General features: G+C 61.1%; 8 protein-coding genes. 7 read left to right on the top strand and 1 reads right to left on the bottom strand.

Annotated features, from left to right (window positions below):
• Nucleotides 1-9 precede the first annotated feature (9 nt).
• The 6 genes from secD (at nucleotide 10) to HMPREF2944_RS07395 (ending at nucleotide 8,688) form a co-directional block, all read left to right on the top strand.
• Nucleotides 10-1,713 (top strand): protein translocase subunit SecD, encoded by a 1,704-nt coding sequence (gene secD / locus HMPREF2944_RS07420; RefSeq protein ID WP_070682049.1) that lies wholly within the window; start codon nucleotides 10-12, stop codon nucleotides 1,711-1,713.
• Between the two features lie 2 nt (nucleotides 1,714-1,715).
• Nucleotides 1,716-2,864 carry a protein translocase subunit SecF gene (gene secF, locus HMPREF2944_RS07415; protein ID WP_049332443.1) on the top strand — a complete coding sequence of 383 codons (1,149 nt, stop codon included), beginning with the start codon at nucleotides 1,716-1,718 and terminating at the stop codon, nucleotides 2,862-2,864.
• Between the two features lie 263 nt (nucleotides 2,865-3,127).
• Nucleotides 3,128-5,704 (top strand): RelA/SpoT family protein, encoded by a 2,577-nt coding sequence (locus HMPREF2944_RS07410; RefSeq protein ID WP_246826287.1) that lies wholly within the window; start codon nucleotides 3,128-3,130, stop codon nucleotides 5,702-5,704.
• Between the two features lie 471 nt (nucleotides 5,705-6,175).
• The gene (locus HMPREF2944_RS07405) at nucleotides 6,176-6,424 is read left to right on the top strand and encodes a hypothetical protein (RefSeq protein ID WP_070682046.1); all 249 of its coding nucleotides are present in this window, start codon (nucleotides 6,176-6,178) and stop codon (nucleotides 6,422-6,424) included.
• A gap of 345 nt (nucleotides 6,425-6,769) precedes the next feature.
• Complete coding sequence (locus tag HMPREF2944_RS07400; protein WP_070682043.1) at nucleotides 6,770-7,516, top strand: DUF6318 family protein; 747 nt, start codon at nucleotides 6,770-6,772, stop codon at nucleotides 7,514-7,516.
• 368 nt (nucleotides 7,517-7,884) lie between these two features.
• Nucleotides 7,885-8,688 (top strand): hypothetical protein, encoded by an 804-nt coding sequence (locus HMPREF2944_RS07395; RefSeq protein ID WP_070682040.1) that lies wholly within the window; start codon nucleotides 7,885-7,887, stop codon nucleotides 8,686-8,688.
• 342 nt (nucleotides 8,689-9,030) lie between these two features.
• On the opposite strand, the gene HMPREF2944_RS07390 is transcribed toward HMPREF2944_RS07395, so the two are convergent.
• On the bottom strand, nucleotides 9,031-10,299 hold the full coding sequence (locus HMPREF2944_RS07390) for a DUF349 domain-containing protein (RefSeq protein WP_070682037.1): 1,269 nt from the start codon (nucleotides 10,297-10,299) through the stop codon (nucleotides 9,031-9,033).
• 499 nt (nucleotides 10,300-10,798) lie between these two features.
• Here HMPREF2944_RS07390 and hisS point away from each other — a divergent pair, with 499 nt between their 5' ends.
• Nucleotides 10,799-12,160, top strand: a complete 1,362-nt coding sequence (hisS, locus tag HMPREF2944_RS07385) for a histidine--tRNA ligase (RefSeq protein WP_070682034.1) — start codon at nucleotides 10,799-10,801, stop codon at nucleotides 12,158-12,160.
• Nucleotides 12,161-12,412 lie beyond the last annotated feature (252 nt).

Here is a 12,412-nt window from a genome sequence, read left to right as displayed (position 1 = left end):
AGGAACATTATGGCTAAGCGTTCACCGCTTGCAGCCGCGCGAGGGGCGCTCCTCTCGATGGTCCTGCTCATGGTTGTGATGGCTGCCGGCATCTTCGGCAGCACCTACTCGGGAGGCTCCTGGGCACCGAAACTGGCCCTGGACCTCTCGGGTGGTACGCAGATGATTCTCTCCCCGAAGGTCAACGGATCATCGGACGGGAACGTTACCCAGGAGCAGCTGAACCAGGCGGTTGAGATTATTCGTCAGCGCGTTGACGGCGCCGGCGTGTCTGAGGCGGAGGTCACCACCTCCTTCGGCTCGGGTAACAACGTGGTCGTCTCGGTTCCCGGCACGATTAGCTCCGAGACCCGCCAGCTGATTCAGGCATCCGCAAATATGACGTTCCGCCCGGTCCTGGTGGCCGGGGACGGTGCCGCGGTCGCCGAGGGATCCCGCACCGCGGACGACAAGCTGCCCAAGCCGACCGCCGAGCCGACCGACGGTTCGGACCGCAACTGGATTACCGCCGACCTGTACAAGCAGTACGAGGCGAAGGACTGCACCGCGGCCCGCAGCGAGGACGCGGATAGCGCCGACCCGACCAAGCCGATGGTGGCCTGCTCCGCCGACGGCAAGGAGAAGTACATTCTGGGTCCCGTGGAGCTGAATGGTAGCGATATTTCTACCGCGAGCCATACCCAGGAGACCAGCGGCCAGGGTGTGACCACCGGTCGTTGGGCTGTGACCATTCAGTTCAACGATGCCGCCCGCGAGAAGTTCCAGAACATCACCTCCCGCCTGAACGCGATTCGTGTCCAGAACTCTTCTGATGCGCGTGCTCGCTTCGCGATTATGCTGGACGGCAAGGTGCTGTCCGCCCCGATTTCGCAGGCCGTGATTTCTGACGGTAAGCCGCAGATTACCGGTAAATTCACCGAGCAGGAGGCTAAGGCTCTCGCCGATCAGCTCAAGTACGGCGCCCTGCCGATTAGCTTCACGATTCAGTCGGAGCAGCAGATTTCTGCAACCCTGGGTTCGGAGCAGCTGCGCGTGGGTCTGCTGACCGGCCTGATCGGTCTGCTGCTGGTGTTCATCTACTCGCTGTTCCAGTACCGCCTGCTGGGCTTCGTGACGATTGCGTCGCTGGTGGTTGCCGGCATCATTTCGTACGAGGCGATTGCCCTGCTGGGTTGGGCCCTGAACTACCGCCTGTCCCTGGCGGGCGTGGCCGGTCTGATTGTGGCGATTGGTGCGACGGCCGACTCGTTCATCGTGTACTTTGAGCGTATCCGTGACGAGATTCGTGCGGGCCGCACGATTCCCTCGGCCGTGAACCACGGTTGGAAGCGCGCATCCCGCACGATTCTGGCGTCGAAGGCCGTGAACCTGCTGGCCGCCGTGGTGCTGTACGTGGTGTCTGTGGGTTCGGTGAAGGGCTTCGCGTTCACGCTGGGCCTGACCGCAATCGCCGACCTTCTGGTGGTTTACCTGTTCACCCACCCGGCGCTGACCCTGCTGGCGAACACCCGCTACTTCGGTGAGGGCCACCGCCACTCGGGCCTGTCGCCTGAGTCGCTGGGTTCCACGCCGCTGTACCGCGGTGCCGGTCGCATCCGCACCCCGGAGGAGAAGCAGCTGAGCATCGCCGAGCGTCGCCGTGCGGAACGTGCGGCTGAGGATTCGGCCTCCGACGACGCCGCTTCCGCTTCGGACGAGAAGAAGGAGAGCTAGGCATGGCTACCGATGTGAAACCTAATGCTTTTGCCCGCTTCGGTAACGACCTGCACTCGGGTGCCCGCTCGTACCCCTTCGTGGGTAAGCGCCGCCTGTGGCTGGCCTTGGCCGCGCTGCTGATGGCCGTCTCAGTTCTGATTCCGGCGGTTGGCGGAGGCTTCAACCTGGGTATTGATTTCCGCGGCGGTTCGGAGTTCGTGGTCTCGAAGACCGCGCACGTCGATGTCGCAACCGGCGAGCGCGTCATTCACGAGAAGGCGAAGGATGCCTCCGAGGTTCACGTGACTAACATTGCGCCGGGCACGATTCGCGCGCAGATGAGCAAGCTCAGCGACGACGAGACCCTGCAGGTGAAGAAGGCCCTGCAGGAGGCGTACGGTGTCTCTGAGAATGACGTGACCTCCTCGTTCGTGGGCCCGACCTGGGGTGCGGATGTGACTCGACAGGCCTTCTGGGGCCTCGTGGTGTTCGTGATTCTGGCCCTGGTGGGCATGGCCTTCTACTTCCGCACCTGGAAGATGTCGCTGGCCTCGATTGCGGGTCTGTTCTTCACCGTGGTGGTGACGGTCGGCCTGTACGCCGCGTTCGGCTTTGAGATTACTCCGAGTGCAATTATCGGCTTCCTGACGATTCTGAGCTACTCGCTGTACGACTCGGTGGTGGTGTTCGACAAGATCCGTGAGAACACGGACGGCGTGCTGGAACGCCGCGACACGACCTTTGCCGAGCAGATTAACCTGGCCGTGAACCAGACGCTGGTCCGCTCGATTAACACCGCAATCGTGGGTGTTCTGCCGGTGGGCGCGATCCTGTTCATTGGTGCGTTCATGCTGGGTGCGGGTACGCTGCAGGACCTGTCGCTGTCGCTGTTCGTGGGTATTCTGGTGGGCATGTTCGGTACGCTGTTCGTGTCTGCCCCGCTGTACGCGACGCTCCGCCTGGGTGAGGCTAAGATTCGTGAGCACACCGCGAAGGTTGAGAACGGCGACTTCAAGGACGACGAAGAGGCTGAGGAGTCTGACTCTGAGGGCTCCGAAGACTCTGGCAATGAGGGCTCCGAGGATTCCGCGGAGGCACCCGCCAAGAAGTCGGTCAAGAAGCCGGCCCGCGCGACGATTGAGATTCATCGCGTGAACGTAAGCGAGTAGCCCGCGTTCTCGCCGATGCTGGGGGAGTCGATACCGAAAGGTGTCGGCTCCCCTTTAGCGTGCCCGGTTTAGCCTGCCCGGGCGTGTGCGGTTGGGGCGTGTCAAAACGCCGCATAGTTTGGTGCCTTCCGGGCCGCTGGGTACGATAAGAATAGAAGAAGCTGTGCGCCCGCGTGTGAGCCAGCCAACCGGCCCGGTGGTAGCTTTCAACGATGAGGAACCCGAGCGCGCGGCTGATTATCGTGAGCCCGAAGGAGCCTGGAATGAGTGCAGAACCTGCCGTGAACGCCAACGCTGAGACCCCCGCGCCGAACGAGGCTGCCCAGGTGAAGCCCTCCCAGCCCGCGCCGAAGCAGGCCGAAGCCAGCCGGGCAGAGGCTCGCCAGAACACCGCCGCGCATCCTGTTGCGGAAGCCGAGGACAAGCCTGCGGTTCGCCCCGCCGGCCCGATTCCCCTGCCCGAGCCGGATGCATCCGTCGCGAAGAAGCACCGCGGCTCGCACCGCGTCATGGCCGCCGGTGGACGCAGGCCGAACCGCCTGGTCTTTGGTGGCCGCACCACCATGCAAACCTCCGACGCGAACGGCGAAACGATTCACTTCTCGCCCATGATCGCGCCGGTCGTGCGCGCGGTGCGCCGCTACCATCCCGACGAGGATATCCGCGTGCTGCAGCGCGCCTACGAGGTGGCGAACCACTACCACGAGGGCCAGAAGCGTAAGAGCGGCGACCCGTACATCACCCACCCGGTGGCTGTGACCGCGATTCTTGCGGAGATGGGCGCGACCGGCCCCGTGCTCGCCGCCGGCCTGCTGCACGACACGGTGGAAGACACCGACTACACGATGGAGCAGCTCACCGAGGATTTCGGCGAGGAAGTCGCATACCTGGTCGATGGCGTGACCAAGCTGGATAAGATGACGTACGGTGAGAACGCCTCCATCGAGACGATTCGTAAGCTCGTGCTGTCCATGAGCAAGGACATTCGTGTGCTGCTCATCAAGCTTGCCGACCGCCTGCACAACGCCCGCACCTGGCGTTTCGTGCCGCAGGCTTCCGCCGCGAAGAAGGCAGAAGAGACCCTGAAAATTTACGCGCCGCTCGCGCACCGCCTGGGCCTGAACACGATCAAGTGGGAGCTGGAGGACCTCTCCTTCGCCGCCATGAGCCCGGAGATTTACGCCGAGATGGTGCGCATGGTCGGCGAACGCACCCCCGCGCTCGAAAAGTTCCTGAACGAGGCGCGCACCAAGATTACGGACCGCCTGAAAGAGGTGGGCATCGACGCGACCGTGACGGGCCGCCCGAAGCACTACTACTCGATTCATCAGAAGATGAAGACGAAGGGCCGCAGCTTCGACGAGATTAACGACATTCTCGCGGTGCGCATCATGGTTGAGGAAGAGGCGGAGTGCTACACCGTGCTCGGCCACGTGCTGTCCCTGTGGCCGTCGATGACCGGCCGCTTCAAGGACTACATTAAGAACCCGAAGAACAACAACTACCAGTCGCTGCACCTGACCGTGTACGGCCCGGGTAACCTGCCGCTTGAGATTCAGATCCGCACGTACAAGATGCACGAAGAGGCTGAGTACGGTGTGGCTGCGCACTGGCGCTACAAGGCGGCATCGCGCGGTGAGAAGGTTGCGCCTCGCGCAGGTGCACCCGCGAAGGACCCGAAGGAGCCGGGCACCCAGACCTCGGCGATGATGAACGTCGGCATCCTGCAGTCTATTGCCGAGATTTCGAACTCCAACCCGGAGTCGGAGAAGTTCTACGAGTCGCTCGCTGACACCCTCGACACCGACGAAATCGTGGTTCTCACCCCCAACGGCGAGGCAATCGCCCTGCCCAACGGCTCCACCCCCGTGGACTTCGCCTACGCCATCCACAGTGAGGTCGGCGACCGCACGGTCGGCGCGAAGGTCAACGGCCGCCTGGTGCCGCTGCACACGGTCCTGCCCACCGGCGCCACCGTGGAGATTATGACCACGAAGAACGAGGACGCCGGACCCAGCGAGGACTGGCTGAAGTTCGTTCGTTCCTCGCGCGCTCGCACGAAGATCCGCCAGTACTTCGCGAAGGAACGCCGCCTGGAGGCGCTACTCGCAGGCCGCGAAATGCTCACTAAGAGCATGCGTAATAGTGAGCTGCCGCTGCAGAAGATGATGAGCCCGGAGATTATGACTCAGGTGGCTCAGCTGCTGCACAAGAACGATGTGGCGTCGCTGTACCGTGCGATTGGTGAGCACGAGATTGCGCCGAAGCAGGTCATTGACACCCTCGTTGAGGTGCACCGCGGCGACGAGCCGGCACCCGAGGTTGAGGTCAGCGACTTTGACGAGACGCTGCTGAAGTCGACCCGCAAGGCGATTGGCGATAACGGCGTGATTGTGCCGGGTGCTGAGGGTGTGCTGACGAAGATTGCGCGTTGCTGCACCCCGGTCCCGCCGGATGACATTATCGGCATTGTGACCCGCTACAACGGTATTTCGGTGCATCGCCGCGACTGCCCGAACATGCGTAACGCTGACGAGGAGCCGCGCGTGACCACGGTCGAGTGGGCGTCTTCGCCGTCCGCTACGTACCGTGTGCAGATTCAGGTGGAGGCGCTGGACCGTAAGGGCCTGCTGAGCGACCTGATTCGTGCGATTTCTGAGTCGGGCGTGAACATTCTGGATGCGCGCGTGCACACGTCGGAGGATCGTACCGTGGTGGACCGCTTCGCCCTGGAGCTGGGGGACCGCTTCATGCTGGAGCACGTGCTGAACGTGGTCCGTAACGTGACGGGCGTGTACAAGGCGTACCGCCTGACCGGCGCGAAACCCTCGGAGGCGTAGGCTCTTCTTTACGCTGAGAAGCCACATGTGTTTCGAACACATGTGGCTTCTCGCCGTTAAGCGGGGGAAGGGATGGCGCGGCATCGACCCGGCTCTACGCTGCTGGTTAGCCCTTCTGCACAGCGCCGATTTTCGGTCATGGGTTAGTGACTTTGGCAGGGGGGTAAAACCCCAGCTCAGAGTCACTAACCCATGATCGAAGTCCGTAACTCATGACTGAATTTCCGCACGGTGTGTGGGAGGCGGGGCAGCAGCACTCAGGAGGCAAGCCCGTCCGCACCTAATCTTCCGGGCGGCGGGGGAGTTTAGTGGGAGTGCGCCTCCAGAACATCCCTCGTCGCACAATATTTTCTGGTTTTTCTCCGGCGTGGGCGGTGCAGCCCCTTATCTTGTCAGGGGCGCCCCGTACCTTGGTGGTAGAGAACAACGACGCGTTCTCATTCCTCCATCGAGCAACCTAAGGAGAAACCCATGTACACGGATGGCTACTACAGCGATGAAGACTTCCGCACCTTCTGCTCCGGTCAGGACGCCGCCAGTATTGACGACTTCTTTACCGACAACGGCGAATACCTTATGGAAAATCTGCCCGAAGTCACCGACCGCGAGTTCCTCGCCGGCCTCCGCTACGGTAACTGCTGCGATGCTCTCTGCCAGAGCGGATACGCCTTCGACGAGGCGGAAGATGCTCTCCGCGACATGTACGCGCTCGCCGTCTGAGCCGGGATGCGGCGGAGCCGCCGGGGGAGTAGGGCCCTGCATTTTGACGGTGCGATGGTCTGACAGAAGTGGCTTGCGTTACCGTAAGAGTATAGGCATCGTTGCGGTAGGCAAATGTTGTTTGATAGCGAAAATAATGTATTGCGGTTTTTGACTGTCATAAACCGCAAAAGAGTGCAAAAGATGGCAAACATCCTGTAGGGTGGTTCTGGGACTCATAGTGATGCGCCGGTGCATCGATAATGCGAGGTACCTAGTCTGGGTGCTTTTGGATACGTTGATGTATCTAAAGAAAGCTTCTCGACTAGCACATACACACCATCACCGACGATTGGAGCACCCCTAATGGGACCTGAATCCGTTTTGACCCGCCGTGCACTGCTGAGCGGCGGCACATTCTTCGGCCTGACCGGACTGCTTGCGGCATGCGGTCAGCAGGCCGCTAATGAGGCTGCCGGCTCAACTTCTTCCGCCACGCCGAGCGAGACTGCTTCGGCCTCGGCTTCGGCTACCGAGGCGTCTTCGGGCTCGGCAACCCCGAGTCCGGTCATTACCCGCGGCTACTCCGGTGGCTCGAAGGCCCCCGACGGCGAGTACCGCAAGGCAGATGAATATGGTCCTGCACAGAACGTTCCTCTCCCCAAAGCTAGGCCGCAACAGTACCCTGAGACCTTCGCTGGCCTCCGCGAGATGATGCGTGACTGGATCAAAGCCCGAAACTACGGTATCCAGACGGGCGATATGCAATACGTGAGGCCGTACATGCTGGATACCTTCAAAAGCGATATTGAATTCCTCAACTCCATCGAAAAGCTTTACAAAGAAGGCGGCTGGGTTATCGAAGGAACCTCAGAATACCAGGCCGAAAGCGACCTCATGTATGACGAAGAAGCCAAAGAATATTGGGTTCTCACCCGGCGCTTGTGGACTTACGGGCTCTATATTCACCCTAATGGAAAAATGCGTAAACGTACTAATACTGGTAATGAAAATGAGACTTTCATGTTTCGATACCGTTATAAGGATGGTTACTGGTATTTGTCTGAGTATCGCTCGAATGAGGAGCTCCGCAAAGAGGGGCTCATTAAATAATGGAAAATAAGACAGTTCGAGTATTCTGCGTTTCAATCACTTTTGCTCTGGCAGTCAACCTTTTTCCTCCGACGTACGCTCTGGAAGATACTTCAGATTCCAATAGTCACAGCGTCGTAGATATAGCCAATGAAGACGGCTATGCAACAGCAGATACCGATGAGGAAGTGAGTCTGTCCCCTGCCCCTGCCCAGGAAAATACTGCTGTATCTAGTATCAGAATGACCGCAGAGGAGCAAGAAGCTGCCTTTAAAGCGACTCATCGTCTCATGCGTGACGCTAGGGGAGATGAATACTACGCTTCAACCACTAATAAAGACTCCTGTACTACTCCCGATAACCGACCAGGGCAGTATTCTCGCACCCGCATGATGCTCGACGACGGCAACGACTACACCGGATACTACAGCCCCTCGGGCCTCGGTACCTTCTGCATCCCAGCAGAATCCCGCACCCTAACCGCCAATAACCCCGGAGAGCCCCGCAAGCCAAGTCCTGCCGAGATGCTTCAAGAAATTGAAGACAAATTCGCTCACACCGACATCCGACCCCCTATCCTCAAACAGTCCTATAACTCCGGTAACGGTACCGGCAGGGCTAAGGGCGACCCGAATGTTTATAAGGGCGACAACATCAACTTCTACGCTGAAGCCCCGACCGCTTCTTGGGAAGGTGAGCTTTCGGTAGGTCACGTTGAAATCGAGTCTTACCCGGTACAAATGACCGTCCAGTACGGCAACGGTGACGAGGGCAGCTTCTACACCATCGGCGAACCTATTTACCCGAAGTCAGGCTCGAAAGCACGACCGACTGCGACCAGTTATGTGTATAAACGTTCGGGTAACTTCCATGCGTACGCAACGGTTTCTTATGCTGGCCGGTACCGCGTCAATGGTGGCCCGTGGCAGGCTCTGCGTACTGTCGTTAAGAAGGATACTGTCGACCCACTGCTGATTCGTGTGTGGTGGGTTGATGTGGGACGCGTGGCCGGCACCTGCGATGAAGACGACACTCGTTGGGGTTGCCAGAATGACCCCACGATGGGTAAAAAGGATAACCCGAACCCGCGCCTGCGCAAGGCTGATATCCGTACCGGCCAGCGCTGGCATCTAAACGACAGCGGTGACGGGGATACGGAGTATTCGTTGCATCGTTCCTGGCCTGATATGTAAGCGGTTTTCCCACCGCGTATGGCAACGCAAGAGCATCAGCGAGACCCGCTTGGCCTGGGTCATTCCGCGGAGACTGGTTTCCAGTAACGGGTTAGTGACTTTAGGCAGGGATAAAACCCTGGTTTAGAGTCACTAACCTATCGCTGAATTTCCTACCCATGAACCGATTTTCGCGTGCCTTGACTAAGCGATTCACCAGCCCTTTCTCAGCTGTTAGGGGGGCTTCCCTGTGGCTGGTAAGTCTTCCGGTTTCTAGCCATCCTCCACCACTCCCGCAGGCACGAAGAAGCCCGGAGCACTAGCATCCAACAGCCAGCGCCCCGGGCACTCGTCGGCTAGACCCTAGTTGCCGAAGCCCTGCAGGGTTGCGGCCCAGGCGCGGCGCGCCTCCAGAGCTTCCTTGGCCTTGGCGATCTTCTTGGAGTCGCCGCCCTTCTCAGCTGCGGCGAGCTCTGCTTCCAGCTCGGCGAGGGAGTCCTCGATCTGCGCGAGCAGGGAGTTCGCGCGTGCCGCCTTGGCGGGGTCGTTGCGCTTCCACTTGGCCTCTTCGGCGCCGTTGATTTCGTCCTGAATACGGCGCAGTTCGCCGTCCACACGGCGCAGGTCGTTGCGGGGCACGCGGCCTGCCGCATCCCAGCGATCCAGAATCTTCTCGAAGGCGGCCTTTGCTGCCTCAATATCCTCAACGGGCAGGAGCGTGCGGGCCTCCTCCAGCAGTGCCTCCTTGACCTTCAGGTTTTCGGCGTAGACCGCGTCCTGCGCGGCCTCAGCCTCGTGGCGGGCGTTGAAGAACACGTCCTGAGCGGCACGGAAACGAGCCCACAGCTTGTCGTCCTCACGGCGGTGACCGCGCGGAACCTGCTTCCAGGCACGCATCAGCTCACCGTACGCGCGGGAGGTCTCAGACCAATCGGTCGAGGTGGACAGCTCCTCGGCGCGAGCAATCAGCTCTTCCTTCGCGCGCTTGATGCGTGCGTTGCGGTCGTCCAGCTGGGAGAAGTGTGCGCGGCGGTTGCGGTCGAAGGTGGTGCGGGCGGCGCGGAAACGCTTCCACAGCTCGTCCTCCACGCTCTTGGCCAGGTGAATCTCACGCTGAGCCTTCTTCCACGCCTCGAACAGCTCGTTCATGCGGGTATGCGAGTTCTTCCAGTGAATCTGGTCGGGGTCCTGGCCGGCAATCTGCTCGGCCTCGGCCACAATCTCTTCACGCACGGCCAGAGCACGTTCGCGGTTCTCGGTGCGGGCCTGCTGCTGCTTCTCGCCAAGTTCGGCGATCTGCTCAGCGAGGGAGACGAGGCGCTTCTGCAGACCGGAGTAGTCACCGACCATGTTGCGCACGCCAATCTGCGAGCCGATGGAGGCGATGCCCTTCTGCAGATCCGCGGCGGGGGCGTTATTGGCCAGGCGCGACTCGAGCAGGGCGACCTGCGCCTCAACGTTTTCAAACTTACGGGCGAAGTAGCTGAGCGCTTCATCTTCGGATGCGCCGGGCAGCTGACCTACGGCGTACTCTTCGCCATCGACAATGACGAAGACGTGGCCGTCCTCGGAGACGCGACCGAACTGGCGGGCCTTCTCGAGGTTTACAGTGTCGTCGGATTTGGTAGTCACCGCTATAACTCTTTCACTCGGGGGTGCCGGATGCGGGGAGCGCCTTCGCGCCGCCTCGCCGAGGCGTGGGCCGCGACATTCCGCGGGGCACCCGTTGGGTTGTGCGTGTGCACCTCCTAAGCATAGCCGGTACGGGCCTCGCGTGAGTAGTGTCCGGTCGTGTTGTGTTCGTGGCGAACCGCCCGCCGCCGCGCATGTGGGCTCCGGCTATTCCGTTGAGCCGCTACCTGCGTTGCCTCCGTTGCCACGCATGCGAACCGTCCGCCGCTACGCGTGCCCGCGGGTGCTTCGGCTTGAATCGACCAACGTGCCCCTGCGGAGGGCCGCCGCCGGCATCACTCACACCGGGCGTTTGGGCGTTCCCGCCGACCCGCGCCCCGCATCCGGCGAATGCGGGAACCCCCGCCGTGCGTGCGGGTGTTGGTATGATGATAGATATGCCCGGCACCGTAGAGCGCCGGGGTTTTGTTGTCGAGTTCTTTATCAAGGAGTAGAGCGCATGGCTCGCAAGGCGTCGCTGTCTGGTTTCCCCGAGTATCTTCCGGCTGAACGACTGGTTGAGAACCACGTTCTCGACACCCTGCGTGAGACTTTTGAGCTGCACGGTTTTTCCCCGATTGAGACTCGTTCGGTAGAGACCATCGAGCAGCTGCTGCGCAAGGGCGAAATCGACAAGGAAGTGTACGCCATCTCGCGCCTGCAGGAGGACGACTCCGCGAAGGCCAAGGAGAAGCTGGCGCTGCACTTTGACCTGACCGTGCCGTTTGCCCGCTACGTGGTGGAGAACGCCGGCTACCTGAACTTCCCGTTCTCGCGTTACCAGATTCAGAAGGTCTGGCGTGGCGAGCGCCCGCAGGAGGGCCGCGCCCGCGAGTTCACCCAGGCAGATATTGACGTGGTTGGCGACGGCGAGCTGCCGTTCCGTTACGACGTGACCCTCGCGCTGGTCGTTGTCGATGCGCTGTCGAAGCTGCCGATTCCCGATTTCAAGCTGCGCGTGAATAACCGCAAGCTGGCCGAGGGCTTCTACCTGGGCCTGGGCCTGACCGACACCGCGGCCGTGCTGCGCTCCATCGACAAGCTGGAGAAGATTGGTCCCGAGCGCGTGGCCGAGGAGCTTCAGTCCGAGGCCGGTGCGAGCGCGGAGGCTGCCGCGGCCGCCCTGGAGCTGGCTCAGATCCGTACCGAGGATGCATCCTTCGTGGAGCAGGTGCGTGCACTTGCGGCTAAGTATTCGGTGGAGCACGAGCTGCTGGACCAGGGCCTGGCTGAGCTGGCCGAGGTCATTGAGGAGGCGTCCCGCCGTGCGCCGGGTAAGGTGCTGGCTGACCTGTCGATTGCTCGCGGCCTGGACTACTACACCGGCACCGTGTACGAGACCGTGCTGGTCGGCCACGAGTCGCTGGGTTCGATTTGCTCGGGTGGTCGCTACGAGTCGCTGGCCTCGAACGGTAAGAAGACCTACCCTGGCGTTGGCCTGTCTATCGGCGTGACCCGAGTGGTGGCTCGCATCCTCTCGCAGGGTTTTGCGCAGGCAAGCCGTAAGGTGCCTTCGGCCGTGTTCGTGGCCCTGACGAATGATGAGGGCTGGTCCGCCGCGAATGATGTTGCGGATGCACTGCGCGCCCGCGGCATCGCGTGCGAGGTTTCGGCGAACGCCGCGAAGTTCGGCAAGCAGATTAAGTACGCCGAGAAGCGCGGTATTCCGTTCGTGTGGTTCATCTCTTCGGATGAGTCGGGTGCCCCGGTTCACGAGGTGAAGGATATCCGTTCGGGTGAGCAGGTGCCCGCCGATCCGGCTTCGTGGATGCCGCCGGCTGAGGACCTGCACGTTCAGATTGTGCGTGCTGAGGGCCTGTAAACATTAGGGCTGTAATACCTGCGGTGCTTGGCCGCGGTAATATTTGGCTGCTGTATTATCTGGCCGCTGTAAGTCTGTCGTTTACCCGCCCGGTGGGGAGGATGTTAGCCTCCCTGCCGGGCGGGTTTTGCATGGTCTAGTGGCGGGGGAGTCTAGTAACTCGGTGGGTGGTTTAGTAACCCGGTGGATGGGCTAGTCGCGTTTGGGATGGTTAAGACCCACCCCAAACGCGACTAAACCACCCACAAACCG

Source organism: Rothia sp. HMSC072E10 (assembly GCF_001813965.1).
Classification (GTDB): Bacteria; Actinomycetota; Actinomycetes; order Actinomycetales; family Micrococcaceae; genus Rothia; species Rothia mucilaginosa_A.
Note: the sequence above shows the minus strand (reverse complement) of the source record. Positions and strands in the feature narration are given on the sequence as shown.

Coding starts and splice junctions, on each gene's coding strand:
- HMPREF2944_RS07405 (WP_070682046.1), top strand. CDS start 6,176: ATGTACACGGATGGCTACTACAGCGATGAAGACTTCCGCACCTTCTGC.
- hisS (WP_070682034.1), top strand. CDS start 10,799: ATGGCTCGCAAGGCGTCGCTGTCTGGTTTCCCCGAGTATCTTCCGGCT.
- HMPREF2944_RS07395 (WP_070682040.1), top strand. CDS start 7,885: ATGATGCTCGACGACGGCAACGACTACACCGGATACTACAGCCCCTCG.
- secD (WP_070682049.1), top strand. CDS start 10: ATGGCTAAGCGTTCACCGCTTGCAGCCGCGCGAGGGGCGCTCCTCTCG.
- HMPREF2944_RS07400 (WP_070682043.1), top strand. CDS start 6,770: ATGGGACCTGAATCCGTTTTGACCCGCCGTGCACTGCTGAGCGGCGGC.
- secF (WP_049332443.1), top strand. CDS start 1,716: ATGGCTACCGATGTGAAACCTAATGCTTTTGCCCGCTTCGGTAACGAC.
- HMPREF2944_RS07410 (WP_246826287.1), top strand. CDS start 3,128: ATGAGTGCAGAACCTGCCGTGAACGCCAACGCTGAGACCCCCGCGCCG.